This is a genomic window from Dietzia sp. KRD202, assembly GCF_017168155.1.
GTDB lineage: Bacteria > Actinomycetota > Actinomycetes > Mycobacteriales > Mycobacteriaceae > Dietzia > Dietzia kunjamensis.
In genome coordinates, this window is sequence record NZ_JABFAN010000143.1 from 18,463 (window position 1) to 39,220 (window position 20,758).

Below are 20,758 nucleotides of genomic sequence, written 5' to 3' on the forward strand. Positions count from 1 at the left end.
CACCTCGATCGCGGGACGAGTGGAGTGCATCCGAAACCTCGCGTAGCGCTTGGCATCTTGTCCGTCTGGTCACCTGTGGAAAGTAGGTTCGTGGACCATGTCGGGGCGGTCGGTCACACTGGAGACAGCGTGGATGTTGCCGGGGCAGAGTTCGCCTCCTTCCGCCAGCCCGGAAGGGGGATCATGGACGACCTGGACGATCAGTCTGGCATCGGAGACCGCGCGGGCGTAGAGAGCTGGCTGAGTTGGAACCGGGACGATCTAGGTGATCAGGTTGATCGCTTAGCGGGCGACGTCTCGGTCTACCGGGACCTGCGGTCGGCGAAGTTCGTCGGCACGGAGCAAGCGCTCTTCGAGGACGCACTCGCAAGGTATGGGTTCGCTGTCATTGGCGCCTGGATCAGTCATGGTGTGATGGAGCAGAAGTGCCGAGAAAAGTGGCAGCTCAGGAACCTGAGCGAGCTGGAGGGAATCAAGCTAACGGCGCGCGATGTCGAAGAGCTCACTATGGACACGGTGGCCGCGGCGGTTGAAGGATTCAGGAACAACGTTCTGGCGAGAGGGAAGTGGGACCCGAAGAAGGGTGCTGCCCTGAGGACCTTCTTTATCGGGCAGTGTGAGTTCCAGTACCCAGATGTCGCCCGCCGCTGGAAGCGACAGCGCCGCGATCTGCTCACAGACTCGGCTCTGGACGACGCACAGCTGGGGCGGCTCACTCACTCGGTACTGGGCAACGCCGAGGCGGACGTCATCCAGGCAGATTCGATTGCTGAGCACCTCAGCCCAGTGAAGCGTGACGACGCCAAGATAGCGCTGGTCATGAGGAGTCACCAGTACTCGAACTCAGAGATCGCGCAGGAGTTGGGCACTACCGTGAAAACGGTCGAGGGTTTGCTTAGCGTGGCCCGAAAACAGATCGAACGGGCGCAGGAGGGGACGGCATGAACGACTTCGCGAAGAAGCTGGAGCGATCTTCCTTCGGGACCAGAGGCGCCAGAGCCGCCCGAAGCAGCGTCAGTCAAGAACGAGCTGACCAGGTGCTACGGCGGGCAGCAGAACTTCGAGAAAAAAATTCCCGTCGACTTGAGGGGAGACCAGGGCCCGGGGCCCTATAACTGAGTGTCGCCGGATGAAGAAGGCGACCAGGGCGGGCCCGCGCCAACGAGCCCGCCCTGCCAGCCCGAGAGCTACGTCCCGGTTTCCATGAGGATGGTTGTCTGGATGTTAGCGGAGTCAGAGGAGGCCCATGAGAGGTCTCCCTCCACTCGGGTGGTCATCCAGATTGGAGGGCCCACCATGGCCCGTCGTACCGTTCATCGATCTGCCATCACCGGCCGGTTTGTCGGTCCCGCTTCTGCTGCGAGGTGGCCGGGGAAGACCACCACGGAGCGAGTCGGAAGTGGGACCGGGAACTCTCGGACCGTGACCCGTTCCGCGGTTACCGGACGTTTCGTTCCGGGTTGGCGTGGTGACGCCGATCCGACTGGCACGATCCGTCAGCGTGTCTGATCGCTGAGAACTGGGCGGGGCATCGACTCGGTTGGTGCCCCGCCTCTCGGCGAAGTAGACAGCCAGCTGCAGCGGCGGTGAGCTGAGTTTCCTCTTGAAGGAGCAGTGACGTGAGAGAAGCCACCGGACATAAGGACGGCATTCCAGATACCTGGTCTGATCAGGACATCCAAGATGTTCACTACCGATCGCAGCTAGATCCGGTAGATCCAGACCTCGTTGAGCCGCTCGGGTGGGTCGCCTATGCGGCTATCCGATTTCACTCGACGCTTCGCTCCGTATGGACGTTTCAGCTCGGTGGGAGCGATAAGAAGGCGGATGCCTGGCCAACGGGCACGCTGGCGAACAATGTGGTGAAAGCCGCGCGCGACCAAGGCGATCCTCGAGCAGATGCTTTCGAGGAGTGGTACCGCACCTACGGTCAGCCCGCTATCGACATGCGTAATGGCGTCATGCACGCCTGGCCGTACACAGCCGAGGACGGACTCCAAGCGCTTGGGATGGGCCCGCGTGTTGCCGGCCGATCTCGAATCACCAAGACCACGTTGGAACGGATCGCCGGGGTGATCAGCCTTGTCAACGGCGGGTGAAAATTGACCCCTACGTGACGGGCGAATTCTGACCCCTCTGGTTGTTGGTCTGTGCGGTCATGAGGTCTCGTCGTGCTTTGGTGGCTCTTCCGGATTCGGAGTGCGTAGCTGGGGTTCGCCGGTGATGCGGTGAGGCACAAGATGTAGGGGTCCTGGGGCGTGTGAAGATGCAGGTTCCTACGCCACGCATCGAACACCCCAGGACCCGCTTTGAACGCTACCGCCAGCCTGCTTGCCGACACCATCTGCCGCACCGTCGAGTTGGGGGTGACCATCGCCGACGCCGCCGTGGCCGACGAGCTCACGCACCTGTTCTGCGCCCCGGTCACACTGGACCCGATCTGCGCCGAGTGCGGGATGGCGGGGCGCCTGCGAGACCACGTCGAGCGGAAGGTGACCGATCTGCCGATCGTCGGGCATCCCACCAGGCTGCATGTGCGAGTACCGCGCTTCACCTGCGACAACATCGAATGCGAGACGCGCATCTTCCAGCAGCGGATGCCGGCGTTGGCTGAGCCGCGGGCCAAGACCACGCGTCGCTGCAGCCGCTGGATCCTGCAGCGTCTGGCGATCGACCGCACCAGCGTGTCCGCGGTCGCGAAGGCCCTCGGGCTGGGGTGGGATCTGGTCAACGATCTAGCACTGTCGGAGACTCGCACGATCGTCTACGACCAGCCCGGCCACTTCGACGGCGTCCGCATTCTCGGAGTCGACGAGCACAAATGGAAGCACGTGCGCGGTGACGGCAGCAGCTCATTCGTCACCGTGCTGGTGGACCTGACCCCGGTCGTGGACGGCACCGGCCCGTCTCGCCTGTTGGACATGGTCCCGGGGCGTTCGGCGAAGGTGCTCACCGAGTGGCTCGACGCCCGTGACCAGGTGTTTCGAGATCGAGTCAAGGTGGTCACGATGGACGGGTTCGCCGGCTACCACTCCGCCGCCGCCAAGGCCGTTCCCGCTGCCCGGACGGTGATGGACCCGTTCCACGTCGTACATCTTGCCGCCGACAAGCTCACCGTGTGCCGCCAACGGATCCAGCAGGCCACCACCGGGCACCGGGGCCGCACGGGCGATCCTCTGTACGGCATCCGCAGGACGTTGAACACCCGGGCCGAGCTGCTGACCGACAAGCAGAAAGTGCGCTTGTTCAAGGCGTTCACCGCCAACGATGCGCACGTCGCGGTGGAGGTCACCTACGGCGTCTACCAGCGACTCATCGCCGCCTACGAGGCCTCGGGCAGGCGGGAGGGCAAGATCGCGATGTACAAGCTCCTGCGCTCGATCCGGGCCGGCGTGCCCAAGGAGCTGCCCGAGCTCGCCCAGCTGGGCCGGTCGCTATGGAAGCGCCGCCGCGAGATCCTCGCCTACTTCGACGTGGGTGCCTCCAACGGCCCCGTCGAGGCCATCAACGGCAGGCTCGAGCACCTCCGCGGAATCGCCCTGGGCTTCCGCAACCTCAAGCACTACATCTTGCGGTCACTGATCCACTCCGGCCGGCTTCAGGATCGGATCAATGCACTCTGATTCCGGAAGAGCCGCTTTGGTCCGGTAGGACTGGCCGCCGAGGGTGAGTACCTCGGCGTGGTGGACGAGACGGTCGATCATCGCGGCGGCGACGATGTCGTCGGCGAAGATCTCGCCCCAGCGGCCGAATGGCATGTTCGAGGTCACCAGGATCGAGCCCTGCTCGTAGCGGTGAGCCACGAGCTGGAAGAACAGGTTGGCGGCGTCGGAGTCGAACGGGATGTAGCCGACCTCGTCGATGATGAGCAGCTTGTAGCGCCGTAGCTTGCGCAGCTCGGCCTCGAGGCGGTTCTCGGCGTGCGCGGCCTGCAGCCTGGCGAGCCAGCCGACGGCGGTGTCGAACTGCACGGCGTAGCCGGCGGCAATCGCCTTGTATCCGAGGGCGATCGCCAGGTGGGTCTTGCCCACTCCGGGCGGCCCGAGCAGGACTACGTTGTCGGCCTTGCCGATGTAAGTGCTCGTCGCTAAGTGCGCGAGCACGTCTTTGCGCAAGGTGGGCTGATGGTCGACGTTGAAGTCCTCGAGCGTCTTGACCTGCGGGAAGTGTGCGGCTCGCGTGCGGACCTGGATGCCGGAGGCCTCTCGGTCGGCGACCTGCCGGCCCAAGACTGCGGCCAGGTACTCCTCGTAGGTCCAGCCCTGCCTACGGGCGGTATCGGCGAGGTCGGCGAACACGCCCGAGATGGTCGGGGTCTTGAGCACCCGGGCTGCGTAGGCGATCTGGGAAGAGGCGTCGTCGCTCATGCCGACACCTCCGAATCCAATGCTGCGTTCCCGGCGAAGTCGACGTCGTAGAGGTCGTCGTAGTCGCGCAGCGAGCGCACCACCGGATCGGTGAACGAACTCATCGGTGGTTGCTCGCGGGTCCGCTGCCAGTACTCCACGCGCAGTTGCTTGGCCAGCTCCACATGCTCGGGGTTGGTGACCGTCCCGCGGCGGGACCAGCTGCGGCGGTGCTCAGCCACCAGGGTGCCCGCGCAGGTCACCGTCACCGTATGCAGGCTGGCGACTACCTCGACCAGGCGACCGATCACGCGGGGGTCGACCGAGTAGTCCACCGAGTCGATACGGACGTAGTAGTCCCGCGCCAGTCTCACCGTCGTGCGCAGGCCCGTTGCCGGTGCGACCGGCGGAAGGGCGAGCATCCGGGCCCGGTCCTCGACTAGTGCGTCGACGGGTCGAGTTCCCAACACTCGCACGGTGCGCGAGTTGGCTGTTTCCAGCCACTCGGTGAGCTGGTCATTGAAATCGTCGGGGCCAGTAAACGTCCGGCCGGCCATGAACGACTGGCCGAGGTAGCCGTTGTGGCGTTCGACCATGCCCTTGAACTCCGGGTCTCGAGGCGGGGCGATGACCAGCTTCGACGACAACGTGCCGGCGAACGCGGCGGCATCGACCGTCGGCTTGCCCGCCGAGGTGGCGATCGCCGATTCCCGGTCCCACCACAGGCGGTGCGTCACAGCGCCGAGCCGGCCCAGCAGCAGCCACATCCCGGCCAAAATGTCCCCGGCCATCCGGGAGGGGATCATCGTCGCCGAGATGTACCTCGAGAACGCCAGCGTCATCACCAACACCGGCATCTGGGCACTCTGACCTGCGCCCAGCGGGATCGGCGTTTTGGGGAACCACAGATCGCACTGCGTCGTATCACCGGGCTTGTGCTCGATGCGGTCCGCCGGGTCGATCCCGCGGTACTCGGGGCGGATCGCTCGCACGCGGTCCTTAAGCACGGTCATCGAGTGCGGCCAGGCGATCCGCTCGGCGATCACCGTGGCCGGCATCGTCGGATACTCCGCCAGCAACTTGCGGATCTCCGGTTCGAACGCATCGGCCAGCGATCCCTTCGGGGCTCGCTTGTACTTCGGCGGCTCGGATGAGGCCAACGCCGAACGCACCGTGTTCCTCGCTATTCCCAGCCTCCTGGAGATCTCCTTGATCGGCACACCCTCGCTGTTATGCAACCGGCGTATCTCGGCCCACTGCTCCACTGCAATCACCCTCCCAGGGTCGGGAGGGGTCAAGATTCACCCGTCACCCGGGGGTCAGTATTCACCCGCCGTCGACAAGCCTCGCCTCTTGGCGCCTCGATGTAATCCGTTGCGACCGGGATAGCTGACACGGCGAAGACAATCATTGACTCAATCGCTCGAAAGTCGAAGTTCCCGGCCATCTTCGAAGCGCCGTAGTCGAAGGACCGGACTTTTAGCGCTGCGCTCCAGTTGTGACTTTCACCTTCGTTTGGCGGGATTTCGCAGGTTCGTTTGGCGGTGTCAGGTGATGCCGATGACGAGGGTGGATCGGGCGGCTTCGACGACGTCGTCGGTGATGGTGTTGAGCTCGTTGATCTGCATGATGCGCTCCATCTGCGTGAACAGTCTGTCGACGAGGCGGAAGTTGCCGCGGGTGATCCGTGCGATCGCGGCGAGGGCTTGAGCGTCGGTGAAGTCGTCGGGATCGAGGGGGTGGCCGTATTTGGGCCAGCGACGTTCGAGCACGAATCGCAGCTCGTCTTTGCTCAGTGGCCGGTACTCGTGGGCGAACCCGACGCGGCTGTAGAGCTGCGGGTAGCGGCTGAATCTCTTCTCGATCCCGGGCATGCCGATGAGGATGACGGCGACGTTGTCGCGGTCGTAGTGGTCTCGCACCATTTCCAGGGCGGTGGCGTTAAGGCGGTCGGATTCGTCGATGATGATCAGCTCGACGTGCCTTCCCAGAGTCCTGGGTCGCGTCTGCAGTTCTCCGGTGTTGATCAGATGCTCGTCGATGCACGCAGATACCTGGACTGTCAGGCCGGTGAGATCGTCTCTGACCTGACGCGGAGTGCTCAGGACCGTGGGGGTGTAGAAGACTGTCCGTTTCCTGGCCAGGGCGGCATAGATCGGGAAATCGGAGTCATCGCGTGGTCCCCATTCCTCGAGGAGCCGCTCGGCTTTGTGCCAGTTCGCATACCGTCTGGCGGACAGTGTCTTACCGATCCCGGCTTGGCCGTAGCAGATGCCAATGGTGCGTTGGCGGCGTACGGCGTCGGCGAACTCGACGAATCTACGGTGCTGTTTGGTGGCGATGAACCGTTGCGGAGACATCAGTCATCCTCCAGGTAGGTGCGAAGCTTCGTCTTCCTCCGGGCTGGTGAGGTCGGTGCCGGCGAGGCCGGAAACGAGGGGCCTTGGTGGCCTGTGACGACGGCAATGCGTTCGGCGATCTGGCCACGTAGCTCGCGTCGGCGGACTGCGCGCGCGTGCTGAATGTCTTTGAGACTGACGGTGGTCGATGCGTGATCGGGGTCCACGGCCTTACAGATGTACTGGTTCTTGTGGAAGACATGGATTTCGGAAATGTCGCGGGGGTCGTACCGGATCACGACCTGCTCTTTGACGTAGGCGGCCAGCAGCGGCGAGACGTACCGCAGGCCCTGGAAGCGCACTCCGTCGCGGTGGACGATGCGCGTTTTGGCCACGGTCAACAGCAGCAGGTTGAGATCATCAATGGTCTCGGGCAGGCGGGGAAGCCACCCGTCACCGATCCAGGTCCGGTAGGGGCTGTCGCCAGTCTCCGGGTGGGTCCGGCGGTGATACTTGGCACTGATGAACTCGCCGATCGCGGTGTCGAGTTCGGGCAGCGTCAGTACCGGCTCGGGGTGCCGCTGACCGCGGGTGAGATAGCCCGGCAGCTCGGCAAGGAGTTCGGTGTTGATCGTGCCGAAGATTCGCTCGATCTTGCCGCGGCCCTGTGGTCTGGCGATGGTCGAGTAGATGATCTGAAAATGCAGGTCATTGGCGGTCTGGGCGAGATGGTGACTGGTGAAGTCGGTCCCGTGATCGACGTAGAGCACATCGGGCAGGCCGCACATCGGCCAGTTCGGATCGTTCTTCGGCCAGATCGCGTGCCGCAACGCCAGCGCGGTGTTCATCGCCGAGGGTGCACCGAGGAAGACCATGTAGCCGCACACCGCCCGGGAGTAGTCGTCGAGGATGACGGTCAACCACGGCCGGGCGGGCCGCCCGTTGGCGTCGAGGATGAGGATGTCGAGTTCGGTGTGGTCGGCCTGCCAGGTGGCATTGGCCCGCTCGGCTCGATGGCGCCACACCAACTCGTAGGTGTCCCGGTAGGCCGCTGCGCCCTGGTGAGCCAAGGTCACCATGCCGGGATCCAGACCGGTCACGATGGACCGCACGGTGCTCGCGGAGACCATCGGCCATCCGCGGCGGGTGGCGGTCGTGGCGGCCTTGCGGAAGATCGCCGCGGTGGACGGCCGAGGCGTACTCAGCGCCAGGCCTTCGATGTAGGCCACAAGGTCTGGGTGGGTGCGCCGCCCACGCTTGGGTGGCGTTGCCGGAGCCAGCGCGGCGATCCCGCCCTTTCTATACGCGGCGAGCCAGCGTTGCAAAGTGCGTTCCCCGCCCTTTTCGGCTGCGGCCAACTGGGTCAGCGGGACCCCGCTCTCCACGTGTTGGCGTAGGACCTGCCATCGGGCCGCGGCAGTCTTCGCACCAGCGGGGGCGCCGATCGAACCTTGAGGTTCACTGCCCCCGCTCATTGCTACGCCGTCGTCGACTTCTGTCGGCGCGGAGCCGGGGGCTTATCGGCCCCGCGTTGCAGCGCTCGGTAGACGGTGGTGCGGCTGACCCCCAGGACCTCGCCGATTTGGGCGACGGTCATGTCTTGTTGCTCGTAGAGCTTGCGGGCGGTGCGCAGTTTGTCCCCGGACAACAACGGCGGACGCCCACCTCTACGGCCACGGGCTCGGGCGGCTTCAAGGCCGGCGTGGGTGCGTTCGGAGATGAGGTCTCGTTCGAACTCCGCCAGCGAGGCGAAGATGTGAAACACCAGCCGCCCGCCCGAGGACCCGGTGTCGATGTTTTCCTGCAGGGAGCGAAACTCGATGCCGCGTTCCTGCAACTCGGTCAGCTGATCGATCAGATGCCGAATCGATCGGCCCAGCCGGTCCAGTCGCCAGACCACGAGGGTGTCGCCCGGGCGCAGTTGATCGAGGAGCTTTCCCAACTCTGGGCGGGAGGCCAATGTCCCGGAGGCGGTGTCGGTGAAGACCTTGTAGCAGCCGGCAGCGGCGAGGGCATCGTGCTGCAGTCGGGCGTCTTGATCGCCAGTCGACACCCGTGCGTACCCGAAAGCGTGGCCCATACCGACAAATGTAGCAATACTCGTCGCTGCTGGGCAGATCAGAAACATAGATTTTGAGACTGGGTTCCGCTACAGAATTGGCTTCCGCCCACCTCGGCGTATCCAAATCCGGCGAGCTCGAGTTCACTTGTAGCAAAAACGGTCGTTTATGGATCAGCCTGCTTAGTCAAACCTCTGGCGGAATAGTTGCAAGAACTCGGCGCTGTACTCGAGTTGGGTCTGCAGTTCGAGGTAGCGCGCTTCAGCTTCGGCGCGGATCTCTTCGACGGTCATTCGAGCTGCGTGCCAGTCATCGAGCCCCGGCGATTCTGAGCGTTGGGCCGCCGTAAGGATGTCGGTGGCTTCGAGGAACTGCTTCATGCGTTCCAGCGAGAAGCCCAAAGGTTTCATTCGCCGGACGAGGAGCAGTCGGTCGATGTCGGCGTCGGTGTAGAGCCGGAATCCGCCGGCGGTGTGGCCGGAGGGCACCACTAGGCCGATGTCGTCGTAGTGGCGCAGCGTGCGGATCGACAGGCCGGTGAAGTCAGCGACCTCACCGACCATTCGTGCGGACTCTTCCCGCATCACACTCCTCGTGAAATAGGTCACGGTGTCGGTCCCAAATTCAACGCTACCCAAACCTGACGTTACGGTAGGTTTCAAACCTCCCGTTACGGGAGAGTGTGTCATGTTCCCTCCACGGTTAGGAAAACCCCCGTGACAGCTCCCACCCACGCATCCGGGGCCTCGTCCCCGCCCCCGGCCAGCTCGGATGACGATCTCGCACCCGTCGGCGTCCTCGCGTCGTTCAAGTACGCCTTCTCTTCCCCCCGCCGACTGCGCACCGAGGTCTTGGCCGGTCTGGTCGTCGCGCTCGCGCTCATCCCCGAGGCGATCTCGTTCTCGATCCTCGCCGGAGTGGACCCGAGGGTCGGGCTGTTCGCCTCCTTCACCATGGCCGTGACGATCGCCTTCACCGGCGGACGGCCCGCGATGATCTCCGCAGCGACCGGCGCAATCGCCCTGGTCATCGCCCCCGTGGCGCGCGAGTACGGGTTGGACTACTTCATCGCCACCGTGCTGCTGGCCGGCATCTTCCAGGTCGTGTTGAGCGTGATCGGGGCGGGCAAGCTCATGCGCTTCATCCCCCGGTCGGTGATGGTCGGGTTCGTCAACGCCCTGGCCATCCTGATCTTCACCGCGCAGATCCCGCACCTGCTGGGTGTGCCGTGGCTGGTGTACCCGATGGTCGCCGCTGGCGTGCTCATCATGGTGTTCTTCCCCAAACTTTCGGCCGCGGTGCCAGCCCCGCTGGTGGCGATCGTGGCGATCACCGCCGTGGTCGTGCTCTTCGGCTGGACCATGCCCAACGTCAGCGATCAGGGCGAGCTGCCCTCCTCGCTGCCGTCGCTATTCATCCCCGACGTGCCGTGGACGTTGGAGACGCTGCAAATCATCGCCCCCTACGCCCTGGCGATGGCGCTGGTCGGGCTCATGGAGTCGATGATGACCGCCAAACTCGTCGATGACATCACCGAGGTCCGCTCCGACAAGACCCGTGAGGGATGGGGCCAGGGCGTGGCCAACATCGTCACCGCCTTCTTCGGCGGCATGGGCGGCTGCGCGATGATCGGCCAGACCATGATCAACGTCAAGCAGTCCGGCGCCCGCACCCGCCTGTCCACCCTGCTGGCTGGGATCTTCCTACTCATCCTCGTCGTAGCGTTGGGCGACATCGTCGGCCTGATCCCCATGGCTGCCCTGGTCGCGGTGATGATCATGGTCTCGGTGGCCACCATGGACTGGCACTCCATCCACCCACGCACCCTGCGCCTGATGCCGCTCCCGGAGACGATCGTCATGGCGGTCACCGTCGCCGCGACTGTGATCACCCACAACCTGGCCATCGGCGTCATCCTCGGCGTGCTCACCGCGATGGTCATGTTCGCCCGCCGCGTGGCCCACATGACGAGCCTGGAGAAGGACTCTGAACTCGACGTCAATCACGACGGCACCATCGACATCCGCACCTACCGAGTGCGCGGTGAACTGTTCTGGGCCTCCAGCAACGATCTGGTCTACCAGTTCGACTACACCGGCGACCCCCAGCACGTGGTCATCGACCTGACCGAGGCCGATATCTGGGACGCCTCCACCGTGGCCACCCTGGACGCGATCACCCACAAGTACGCCGCCAAGGGCAAGACCGTCGAGATCATCGGCCTTGACGGATCGAGCCTCGATCGTCTGGACAAACTCTCCGGCCACCTCGGCGACGAACACTGACTCCGCCGCTCCACCCTCGCCACCGGCTTCACCTGAGCCGCCAAACGAAGCTGCGAAATCCCGCCAAACGAAGTTGAGAGTCACAGCTTAGACATCGACATGGATGCATTTGGCAGAAGTAGTTCTCCGAACCTCTGGCCCTCGCTAGGTGTGCACGAGTTAATCGCCTCCACCTGCACTCTCATCGCCCAGATTCGATAGCTTCGTTGGGGCCCACCTTGCGGTACATCGTGGGCCGCCATCGTCCACAAGGTCTCAAGCAGGGTTTAGGAAGCAGGGTTCATTGAGGTCACAGGGGTAGCGAGACTATGGGGGTTCCGCTCTGGAGGGCCGTTCGGGACAGGTGCAGAGCCGAGGTTTCTGCTCATGGCCGCAGCGACCGGACCTGGGAGACCCGGGATACGGAGGCGATCCAGTCGGCGGCGTCTGGGTCGATCCAGCGAGCTAGGGTGTCGAGGTCTGCAGACAATTGGTCTAGGCGCCTGGTCTCCATGGCCGGGTTGGGATGGATCAGGGGTTCGTGGTGGGCGATCCGATTACGGAGCTTGTAGATGCGTTGGACGCAGTCTTCGAAGGGCTGACGAGGCTGGGGTTGCGGGTAGTGGGCCATTCCGTGGCGGCGAAGGACACGCCAGATGGTGACCTCGTGGTTTCGGACGAGAAGGAAGCGCCAGAAGTCGAAGCTCAGTTCTGCCACGACTCGGCCGGTGGTCTCCGGGTCGCGTAGCCTGCTGCGGGCTTTGCGGATGCTCTTCTGGGCTGTGCTGGTGAACTGGTAGCGCTGCTGGTCGTCGTACCAGTGGGGGAGCGGGCTCTCTGCGGCTAGGCGGTCGCTGATGAAGTTGCGTAGAAGCACCTCGACATGGCCGATCACCTCAAAATAGGCCGCCGCGAGCTGGGCGTTCCACCCGTAGAGTGCCGCTGGATCGGGGTGGTGGCGGTAGCTGGAGATTCTAGGCGCGGAGAACCAGCGTGCGAGATCCTCGGGGTCCTGCATCGGGTGGTGTCACTCTCCGTCGTGGGGCGGGTCCGGTCGTGCTTGTTTGCGAGCATGTTTGCTGTTATGTTCGCTGTGAAAGCCCCGGGTAGGTCAATGCCGCGAAATATCGGTACACACCCCCGGGGTTACTGCTATTTCGGCAGTCTAGAGCCAGCTCGGAGGGTGAGGATCCAGCCTGGCTCTGGGGCCGACGTTGGCGGAGGGGGTGCCGGAGTCATGATGGAGGGCGCTGGGTGCCGCGAGCAGTGACGGCGGCATACCTGATCCAGGCGATCGCTCCGAGTATCGGCAGAATCCACACGACGAGTAGCCACAACACGGTGTGCACGAGGCCGACCTTGGAAGTGAGAATGTCGACCGTTGCGTAGAAGCTGACGCCAAGCCACACCGCGACGAGCAGCCACGCGGCGCCGACCATGGCAAACACCTGGCCGAAGTTCGGATCGCAGGCTTTTTCTCGGACGCATTCGCTCAGTCCGGCCTCGGCAACTACTACGGTTCTGTCCATCGCGATCAACCTATCGCGGCAGTGCACCGCCCCAGTGGTCTGTCGAGATCACCTCTACGGCGCGGCCTCCTCGCGGTCGGGCATCGTGCTGGCGAGGGTAGACGCTGAACGTCGCTATTGGCGTTATGTGGCGGATCCCTTAACTGAGCCCTAGTGTCCCGATGGGGTACACCCGGGCGGGACGGTCAGGGGTTCACCAAACTCGTTGTGACTCTCAACTTCGATTGGCGGGATTTCGCAGCTTCGCTTGGCGGTGCTGACAGCCTGCTCCGAATGGTCGAAATCGATTGTTTGTGGAGCGCTGCGCGGGGCCGCGAGGTGCGGTGAAGGAGCCGCGGCCTCAGCGGTCTCCCTGCAGCAGGGCCTCAAGCGCCTGACGGTGTCGACGATATGCAGCGCTGCCGGTTCGCGTGATCGTGTAGGTGGTTGTGCTTCCTTGCCCACGTCCGGACTTGCGGACTTTGACGTAGCCGGCGGCTCGCAACGCTGACATCTGTTTGGACAAGTCTGAATCCGAGAGGTGGAGTCGGTCACGCAGGAAGGCGAAGTCCGTGCCACTGCTGGCGGCGAGGATAGCCATCGCCGCAAGCCGCTTAGCCCCCCTGATTCATGGGGTGTGGGAGATTCGGTTCTCTACGGATGTCGCGTCCTGATTGGCGAGTAGGCGTGCGGAAGCTCCGGCTAGCGCTGCCGGTGGGCGGGTCTCCGGGTGGTGCTGTCGTGGGCGGGCAGGTGAGGTCAGGCGGGTTTGGGGATCGCGGCGATCGTGTGGAACACCGCCTCGATGGCGACGGCCCACGGCCAGGTTTCGGGGATTTTCACGCGTCGTCGGCGGCTGCTGCGGGTCAGCAGGGCCGCGACGTGCAGGAATCGGTAGCGCATCGCTTTGGGCTCGCACAAGGCGAGAACGGCGGCCTCGCCGATGCAGGCCAGCAGCCGCGTCCACGCGATGAGGTCTGCGGCGATCATGACCGCGACGAGCCAGGCCTGGTTGACCGCGAATTCCCGCGAAGGAAGGCGGCCGAGTCCGGTGTCTTTGGCGTGTCGGATCCGGTCCTCCACGCGGGCGTGCGCCCGATGCCGCGCTTCGAGGAACTGCAGTTGACCGACGGCGGTGTTGGTCACAAATGCCTGGTAGCGCCACCCGTCGAGTTCCTCGAACATCGACAGTTGGGCGCCAGGGTGGGGTCGTTCGCGGCGGCCGATGACCCGCATCCCGTCTGGCCACTTGGCGAGCATCCGTGGGGAGAGGAACCCGGTCAGCTCGGCGACCTCAGCCCCGGGCCGCAGGTCCCCGCCCTGGTTCAACGCCGGCCCCCACGTTGCCTCGGGAGCCATCGCGATCGCCCGCCGGATCGGGTTGGTGACCGCGAATCCGACCGAGTACTCCACCTGCCGACCGCGGACGCGGTTCTGGTCGGTGATCCATTCCAGCAGGGCGTGGGAGGCGCCGGCGCCGTCGGAGCGGATCAGCACATCACGCCGGTGAGCGGCGGGGACCTGCGCAATCGCCTGGCCCAGGACATCGATGTGGTCGGCAGCGGTGTTCGACCCGGCGTTGCCCGGCCGCAAGCTCGCGGCGAGGAACTCTTCTGTGTTGTCGCACCACACGCCGATCGGGTGATACCCGAACGTGCGCTTATAGGTTGGCGCGGCCTGCTCTTTTTCGCTGTGGGTGGCCACGATGGTGGCGTCCACGTCGAGCACGATCGTCGATCCCAGGTCCCGGCCCGCGCACTTCGAGGCGGGCACCCCGCCGGGCAGGTGGGACCACACGTGCCGCCGGGCACGAGCCCGCGCGACCTGGATTTTCTTGCGTTTACCGGCGGTGACCTCATCCAGGGTGCGCCACACCGTCGGGGACGAGGCGACCGGCCCCAGGACCGTGGATTGGTGGCGCAGGACGCGGATGTCGGCGATGGACTCCCCGCCACCCGTGAGCATCACCGCGACATCGGTCAACACCCTGCCACGGTCATGGATCGGGATGGATCGGCGCTGCGCCATGGCCCCCGACAGCTCGGCGGTCAGACCGACGCGATCCGCCAGAAGGCGTGGCGCGATGGTCCCGGCGTGAGAAATCACCGCGACATCATCGACACAGAACGACAGACCAGACGACCACGAAGTACGCTTCACCTACCGAGTGCTTTCTGCTTGAGGAACTGTAGCTCTAGACAAGTCCCAGTTTCCCCTGTTCAGGGAGCACTTCGGTCTATTTGCGCCCAGCGATCCGCAGATCCCCATGAAACACCGGGGCTAGCCCCCCTGATTCATGGGGTGTGGGAGATTCGGTTCTCTACGGATGTCGCGTCCTGATTGGCGAGTAGGCGTGCGGAAGCTCCGGCTAGCGCTGCCGGTGGGCGGGTCTCCGGGTGGTGCTGTCGTGGGCGGGCAGGTGAGGTCAGGCGGGTTTGGGGATCGCGGCGATCGTGTGGAACACCGCCTCGATGGCGACGGCCCACGGCCAGGTTTCGGGGATTTTCACGCGTCGTCGGCGGCTGCTGCGGGTCAGCAGGGCCGCGACGTGCAGGAATCGGTAGCGCATCGCTTTGGGCTCGCACAAGGCGAGAACGGCGGCCTCGCCGATGCAGGCCAGCAGCCGCGTCCACGCGATGAGGTCTGCGGCGATCATGACCGCGACGAGCCAGGCCTGGTTGACCGCGAATTCCCGCGAAGGAAGGCGGCCGAGTCCGGTGTCTTTGGCGTGTCGGATCCGGTCCTCCACGCGGGCGTGCGCCCGATGCCGCGCTTCGAGGAACTGCAGTTGACCGACGGCGGTGTTGGTCACAAATGCCTGGTAGCGCCACCCGTCGAGTTCCTCGAACATCGACAGTTGGGCGCCAGGGTGGGGTCGTTCGCGGCGGACGATGACCCGCATCCCGTCTGGCCACTTGGCGAGCATCCGTGGGGAGAGGAACCCGGTCAGCTCGGCGACCTCAGCCCCGGGCCGCAGGTCCCCGCCCTGGTTCAACGCCGGCCCCCACGTTGCCTCGGGAGCCATCGCGATCGCCCGCCGGATCGGGTTGGTGACCGCGAATCCGACCGAGTACTCCACCTGCCGACCGCGGACGCGGTTCTGGTCGGTGATCCATTCCAGCAGGGCGTGGGAGGCGCCGGCGCCGTCGGAGCGGATCAGCACATCACGCCGGTGAGCGGCGGGGACCTGCGCAATCGCCTGGCCCAGGACATCGATGTGGTCGGCAGCGGTGTTCGACCCGGCGTTGCCCGGCCGCAAGCTCGCGGCGAGGAACTCTTCTGTGTTGTCGCACCACACGCCGATCGGGTGATACCCGAACGTGCGCTTATAGGTTGGCGCGGCCTGCTCTTTTTCGCTGTGGGTGGCCACGATGGTGGCGTCCACGTCGAGCACGATCGTCGATCCCAGGTCCCGGCCCGCGCACTTCGAGGCGGGCACCCCGCCGGGCAGGTGGGACCACACGTGCCGCCGGGCACGAGCCCGCGCGACCTGGATTTTCTTGCGTTTACCGGCGGTGACCTCATCCAGGGTGCGCCACACCGTCGGGGACGAGGCGACCGGCCCCAGGACCGTGGATTGGTGGCGCAGGACGCGGATGTCGGCGATGGACTCCCCGCCACCCGTGAGCATCACCGCGACATCGGTCAACACCCTGCCACGGTCATGGATCGGGATGGATCGGCGCTGCGCCATGGCCCCCGACAGCTCGGCGGTCAGACCGACGCGATCCGCCAGAAGGCGTGGCGCGATGGTCCCGGCGTGAGAAATCACCGCGACATCATCGACACAGAACGACAGACCAGACGACCACGAAGTACGCTTCACCTACCGAGTGCTTTCTGCTTGAGGAACTGTAGCTCTAGACAAGTCCCAGTTTCCCCTGTTCAGGGAGCACTTCGGTCTATTTGCGCCCAGCGATCCGCAGATCCCCATGAAACACCGGGGTTTACTCAGGACCCTTCAATCCCCAAGCATGGCACCGGGTCGCTGTCGAGACCAAGGCGAGTGTGCTCGCGACGGCACCATCGGCGATCCGTCGGCTGGCTCCGGTGTTTTCGGAGATCGGGGTGCCTCAGACGCTGCGCACAGTCGCCGCCGCAGGTGAACCGCTCACCGCTACTGTGGCCAGTTCCTGGGAATCGACCGGCGCGCCGATAGTCCGCAACGGATACGGTCTCTCGGAGGTCGGCATGGTTCTAGGGGACGCTTTCGGGCCCGGCCCGACAGCACGACCGGGAATGCTCACCCACCCGATTCCGGGCTTCGATCCCTTTCTAGTCGGCCCAGACGGTTCGCCATCGCTTGCAGATGAGCCCGGGCTCATCGCCGTTCGTCGACCGCGGCATCAGATGTCCGCAGGTTACGAAAATGCCCCTGCGCAGTGGCAGCAAAGTTGGCACGGTGAGGTCTTTGTCACCGAAGACCGAGCCCGCATCGACGGCGAGGGGCGATGGATGATCGAGGGACGAGCGGACGACATGATCATCACCTCTGGACATAACGTGAGTCCGGTCGAGGTGGAGGATGCGATTCTCAAGCACCCCGCAATCACAGAAGCTGCCGCGGTCGCCTACGCCGATCATGCTCGCGGTGATGTGGTGCGAGCCGTCGTAGTGGCTCCACAACCCGGAATAGACGTCGACGAACTAACCCGCCAACTCAAAGACCTTGTCGCACAACATGTGGGCAAGTATGCATCGCCGCGTGTCGTTACCTTCGTCGATGCGCTTCCGCGCAACGAAGTTGGAAAGCTGCGACGAGCCTCGCTACGGCCACAGTAGCGAAACCTCACACTGGAAGGACATCAACAATGCCCGATAACATAGTTCGCGCAATTCTGATAGCCCACGTCCAGCCCAAGGACAATCTGGAGGACGAGTTCAACCGCTGGTATGACGACATCCACATACCGCAAGTCGTTGACCGAATTGCTGGTGTGGTCTCGGGAAAACGTTACCGGTATGCCGAAGAACAACTTGTCGATGCTTCTGGCGCCCCGCCGACTAGGTATCTGACAATGTACGAGATCGAAACCCACGATCTCGCCGACACCGTCGACCGCCTCGGAGCAGCGCTTACCGACGGCACCCTAGACATGTCGGAGTCGCTCGATACCGAGAACCAGCCGCCGATCCTGCACTTCTATGGCTCGGTCAGCAGCTGACTCTGCACTACCTCCTGGAAAGAGGCCTACCTTGACCATCGACGATTTGGACCACGACCGGCGTCCTGTAGCCGAGCGATAAGTGGCCCTTCCGGATCCGGAGTGCGTAGCTGGGGTTCGCCGGTGATGCGGTGAGGCACAAAATGTAGGGGTCCTGGGGCGTGTGACGATGCAGGTTCTCACGCCACGCATCGAACACCCCAGGACCCGCTTTGAACGCTACCGCCAGCCTGCTTGCCGACACCATCTGCCGCACCGTCGAGCTCGGGGTGACGATCACCGACGCCGCCGTGGCCGACGAGCTCACGCACCTGTTCTGCGCCCCGGTCACACTCGACCCGATCTGCGCCGAGTGCGGGATGGCGGGGCGCCTGCGCGACCACGTCCAGCGGAAGGTCACGGATCTACCGATCGTCGGACATCCCACCAGACTGCACGTGCGGGTACCACGCTTTGTCTGCGACAACGATGACTGCGGCACGAGGATCTTCCAGCAACGCATGCCGGCGTTGGCCGAGCCGCGGGCCAAGACCACCCGCCGCTGCAGCCGCTGGATCCTGCAGCGTCTGGCGATCGACCGCACCAGCGTGTCCGCGGTCGCCAAGGCACTCGGGCTGGGATGGGACCTCGTCAACGACCTGGCGGTCACCGAGACTCGCGCCATGGTCTACGACCAGCCCGGACACTTCGTGGCAGATAGGGCTTGTCGGTACCGCGGGTCCGGCGAGTTGGTACCGCTGTTCCGGCGACCCGGAACCGGCCCGCGCGTGAGGCGGGCCGGCACCGTCGGGGGTTACTCCCAGTAGCCGGTGGTCGCCCGGGCTTGGTCGTCGCGTTGGCGTCGCATGTCGACTTCGCCGAGGTTGATCTCGCGGGCGTTGTTGGCCAGCCGGTTGACGATGGAGTCCGCGGCCACCCGGTCAGGTAGGGCCTCGAGCCAGTACGCCGGTCGGGATTGTGAGGCGATCATCGTCGGCAGCCGGTGCTCCCGGTTGGCCAGCACGGCGAACAGGTCGTTCGCGGCCTCGGGGTCGATGCCCACGGTGAGGAAGTCGTCGATGATCAGCAGTTCCACGTCCGACAGGTCGTTGAGCATTTTTTGGTGGCGGATGCCGTCGCCGCGGGCGATGACCAGCCGCCGGGCGAGTTCGTCCATGCGGGCGTAGGTGACGGTGTGCCCGTTCTGGCAGGCGGCGATGCCGATCGCGCAGGCCAGGTAGGTTTTCCCGCCGCCGGTCGGTGAGAGGACCAGCAGGTTGGTGGGGTCTTGGCGCCAGTGGTGCCCGGCGTAGCGTTTCATCCGCACCGGGGTGATCCCGCGTCCTTCCTGGTAGTTGATCTCCGCGATCGAGGCCTGCGGGATGGGGAACTTCGCGGCGCGGATCAGCTTGTCGATCCGGTGGGCTTGGCGCTGGTCTAGGGCGTCGTCGACGGCGGTGAGGAAGATCTGCTCCGGGGTGAGCTCGTCATTGGCCTCATCGCTGATGAGCTCCTCGAACCGGGTCGCCACGTGGGTGATGCGTAGGTTGCGGAACTTCTGGTGATCGATCTCGGTGAACATCACACGCCCTCCCCGCTGCGGCCGCGCGCATAGTGATCGGCCGAGCGGACTTGAATCGCGCCGTCGTCTCGGGCCCCGGCCGGTGGCGGCGGTTTTCGTGTGGCCGCCGCCGGGACCACGGGCCGGGGCGCCTTGTGGTCGGAGTCGATGCTCGCCATGACGCGTTTGAGCACGCTGTAGCTACCGGCACTGTTCTGGTTGAGCAGTACCTGGCAGGCTGCCTCGAGCCGCTGGCGACTGCGCTTGCCGAGAGTTTCGAGGATGTTCTGGCAGTCCAGATAGCCCTGCGCCTCGATCACGTGACGATCAAGGATCTGGGCGATCACCTGCTCAGTGGCGGGGCCGAACCCGCGGGCACGGTCGGTGAACCACTGCCGGGACCACAGACCGTCGATACCCTGGTGCTCCTTCGGGGCGTGAGCGAGCACGGTCGAGTACTGGCCTTTGCGGCCGTGGCGCCGTGGGTGCTCGCAGACGACCTGGTCACCGTCGAAGAGCGTCACCGACTGCGCGGTCAACCGGACCCGCAGCAGTTGACCGGCGAAGGTGTACGGCACCGAGTAGTACTGCGAATCGCAGGAGACGTGATAGTTCCGTCCGACCTTGAGCTGCTTCCACTCCACCGTGGCGAACCCGTCGTCTGGCAGCACCGCCAGCAGCGGCGCCTCATCGGACTCGAATCGCTCCCACCGTGTCGTACCGTCAGCCCGGCGAATCTGGGTGTTGATCTCGGCGACGCGGTCATCAATCGCCGCGTTCAGGGCCTCGACGGTGGTCCACACCTCCTCGGCGAGGTAGCCGATCACGCGCTTGTTGACCACTTCCACTGCTGACTCCACGGCCGCTTTGTCGCGGGGTTTGCGGACCCGCGCCGGCACGATCGCGGTGCCGTAGTGGTCGGCCAGTTGCTGGTAGCGGACGTTGACAGCCCTGGCCGCCTCGCCCTTGGCCTGCCGGTGGGTGGCGGTGGTCGGGTTGTCGGGCACCACCATCTGCGGCGTCCCGCCGAAGAAGTCGAACGCTGCGACGTGAGCGTCGATCCACGACGGGGACTTCATATCCGTAAAACCGCGACAGAACACCGCACCGGAGTACGGCAGCACCGCCACGAACAAGTACAGCTTGGTGACCTCACCGGTGACCGCGTCGAGGACCTCGAGGGTGTCGCCGGCCCAGTCGACCAGCATCGTCCTGCCGGGTTCGTGATGCAGCGTGGCCACGACGTCCTTGATGCGGGCGTGGTCGGCGAACAGGGCGCAGTACTGGGAGTACCCGTACTTCTTCCCGGCCCCGACGGGGTCCGCGAGATATTTGCCCCAGGCCTGCTGGATGGTGAAGTGCCGGTTGAACTTCATCGACGCCAGCACCCGATCAAAATCGGGCTTGGTGTAGTCCTCCGAGACGCGTTTGCGCCCGTCGGGGAACATCCCGGCGATCTCGGCCGGGTTCATCGACGACGCTTGGCCGGCGGTGATGCCGTACGCGGTGATCGTCTTCTTCACCGCCGCGATCTCC

Annotated in this window: 20 protein-coding genes and 1 pseudogene; 8 read left to right on the plus strand and 13 right to left on the minus strand. The window is 64.8% G+C overall.

Annotated elements, in window-relative coordinates:
- Window positions 1-90 precede the first annotated feature (90 nt).
- The 3 genes from J1M64_RS19445 to J1M64_RS19455 all read left to right on the plus strand — a co-directional run bounded on the left by J1M64_RS19445 (window position 91) and on the right by J1M64_RS19455 (window position 3,623).
- Window positions 91-945 carry a hypothetical protein gene (locus J1M64_RS19445; protein WP_156523597.1) on the plus strand — a complete coding sequence of 285 codons (855 nt, stop codon included), beginning with the start codon at window positions 91-93 and terminating at the stop codon, window positions 943-945.
- A 674-nt stretch (window positions 946-1,619) separates the two neighbouring features.
- On the plus strand, window positions 1,620-2,099 hold the full coding sequence (locus J1M64_RS19450; RefSeq protein ID WP_156523598.1) for a hypothetical protein: 480 nt from the start codon (window positions 1,620-1,622) through the stop codon (window positions 2,097-2,099).
- A gap of 210 nt (window positions 2,100-2,309) precedes the next feature.
- Window positions 2,310-3,623: an ISL3 family transposase gene (locus tag J1M64_RS19455; RefSeq protein WP_206475260.1), complete on the plus strand. Its 1,314-nt coding sequence runs from the start codon at window positions 2,310-2,312 to the stop codon at window positions 3,621-3,623.
- Here the strand turns inward: J1M64_RS19455 and istB are convergent.
- From istB to J1M64_RS19485, 6 genes are all read right to left on the minus strand, one after another.
- Window positions 3,576-4,367: an IS21-like element helper ATPase IstB gene (gene istB, locus J1M64_RS19460; protein WP_206475261.1), complete on the minus strand. Its 792-nt coding sequence runs from the start codon at window positions 4,365-4,367 to the stop codon at window positions 3,576-3,578. The two genes, J1M64_RS19455 and istB, sit on opposite strands and share 48 nt — an antisense overlap.
- A complete protein-coding gene (gene istA / locus J1M64_RS19465; protein ID WP_156523599.1) occupies window positions 4,364-5,620 on the minus strand; it encodes an IS21 family transposase in 1,257 nt (418 codons plus the stop codon). Before istA (J1M64_RS19465) ends, istB begins: the two co-directional genes overlap by 4 nt.
- Before the next feature lie 273 nt (window positions 5,621-5,893).
- Window positions 5,894-6,706 (minus strand): AAA family ATPase, encoded by an 813-nt coding sequence (locus J1M64_RS19470; protein WP_063972677.1) that lies wholly within the window; start codon window positions 6,704-6,706, stop codon window positions 5,894-5,896.
- Entirely contained in the window at window positions 6,706-8,130 is a 1,425-nt protein-coding gene (locus tag J1M64_RS19475; RefSeq protein ID WP_206475264.1) for a Mu transposase C-terminal domain-containing protein, read from the minus strand. Before J1M64_RS19475 ends, J1M64_RS19470 begins: the two co-directional genes overlap by 1 nt.
- Before the next feature lie 32 nt (window positions 8,131-8,162).
- Window positions 8,163-8,765: a recombinase family protein gene (locus tag J1M64_RS19480; protein WP_063972675.1), complete on the minus strand. Its 603-nt coding sequence runs from the start codon at window positions 8,763-8,765 to the stop codon at window positions 8,163-8,165.
- A gap of 162 nt (window positions 8,766-8,927) precedes the next feature.
- Complete coding sequence (locus J1M64_RS19485; RefSeq protein ID WP_006898346.1) at window positions 8,928-9,329, minus strand: MerR family transcriptional regulator; 402 nt, start codon at window positions 9,327-9,329, stop codon at window positions 8,928-8,930.
- 132 nt (window positions 9,330-9,461) lie between these two features.
- On the opposite strand from J1M64_RS19485, the gene J1M64_RS19490 reads away from it, so the two are divergent.
- Window positions 9,462-11,030 (plus strand): SulP family inorganic anion transporter, encoded by a 1,569-nt coding sequence (locus J1M64_RS19490; protein WP_067718707.1) that lies wholly within the window; start codon window positions 9,462-9,464, stop codon window positions 11,028-11,030.
- A gap of 364 nt (window positions 11,031-11,394) precedes the next feature.
- On the opposite strand, the gene J1M64_RS19495 is transcribed toward J1M64_RS19490, so the two are convergent.
- From J1M64_RS19495 to J1M64_RS19515, 5 genes are all read right to left on the minus strand, one after another.
- Window positions 11,395-12,027 (minus strand): Abi family protein, encoded by a 633-nt coding sequence (locus J1M64_RS19495; RefSeq protein ID WP_067718710.1) that lies wholly within the window; start codon window positions 12,025-12,027, stop codon window positions 11,395-11,397.
- Window positions 12,028-12,244: 217 nt separating this feature from the next.
- On the minus strand, window positions 12,245-12,538 hold the full coding sequence (locus J1M64_RS19500) for a PLD nuclease N-terminal domain-containing protein (RefSeq protein WP_156523626.1): 294 nt from the start codon (window positions 12,536-12,538) through the stop codon (window positions 12,245-12,247).
- Between the two features lie 340 nt (window positions 12,539-12,878).
- Window positions 12,879-13,118: a transcriptional regulator gene (locus J1M64_RS19505; RefSeq protein WP_082924041.1), complete on the minus strand. Its 240-nt coding sequence runs from the start codon at window positions 13,116-13,118 to the stop codon at window positions 12,879-12,881.
- A gap of 158 nt (window positions 13,119-13,276) precedes the next feature.
- Window positions 13,277-14,623, minus strand: a complete 1,347-nt coding sequence (locus tag J1M64_RS19510) for an IS1380 family transposase (protein ID WP_307872493.1) — start codon at window positions 14,621-14,623, stop codon at window positions 13,277-13,279.
- A gap of 319 nt (window positions 14,624-14,942) precedes the next feature.
- Window positions 14,943-16,289, minus strand: coding sequence for an IS1380 family transposase (locus tag J1M64_RS19515; protein WP_233500123.1), 1,347 nt, complete (start codon window positions 16,287-16,289; stop codon window positions 14,943-14,945).
- 200 nt (window positions 16,290-16,489) lie between these two features.
- On the opposite strand from J1M64_RS19515, the pseudogene J1M64_RS20490 reads away from it, so the two are divergent.
- From J1M64_RS20490 to J1M64_RS19530, 4 genes and pseudogenes are all read left to right on the plus strand, one after another.
- Window positions 16,490-16,870 (plus strand): annotated as a pseudogene (locus tag J1M64_RS20490) (AMP-binding protein); the annotation flags it as partial.
- Between the two features lie 126 nt (window positions 16,871-16,996).
- A complete protein-coding gene (locus J1M64_RS20495) occupies window positions 16,997-17,299 on the plus strand; it encodes a hypothetical protein (protein WP_307872494.1) in 303 nt (100 codons plus the stop codon).
- A gap of 29 nt (window positions 17,300-17,328) precedes the next feature.
- A complete protein-coding gene (locus J1M64_RS19525; protein WP_006898361.1) occupies window positions 17,329-17,682 on the plus strand; it encodes a hypothetical protein in 354 nt (117 codons plus the stop codon).
- Between the two features lie 212 nt (window positions 17,683-17,894).
- Complete coding sequence (locus tag J1M64_RS19530; RefSeq protein ID WP_233500122.1) at window positions 17,895-18,488, plus strand: transposase family protein; 594 nt, start codon at window positions 17,895-17,897, stop codon at window positions 18,486-18,488.
- Here the strand turns inward: J1M64_RS19530 and J1M64_RS19535 are convergent.
- Window positions 18,476-19,243, minus strand: coding sequence for an ATP-binding protein (locus J1M64_RS19535; RefSeq protein WP_006898359.1), 768 nt, complete (start codon window positions 19,241-19,243; stop codon window positions 18,476-18,478). The genes J1M64_RS19530 and J1M64_RS19535 overlap by 13 nt on opposite strands.
- Window positions 19,243-20,758, minus strand: a 1,516-nt coding sequence (istA, locus tag J1M64_RS19540) for an IS21 family transposase (protein WP_206475263.1), incomplete at its 5' end; no start/stop codon positions are given. The genes istA (J1M64_RS19540) and J1M64_RS19535, both read right to left, overlap by 1 nt.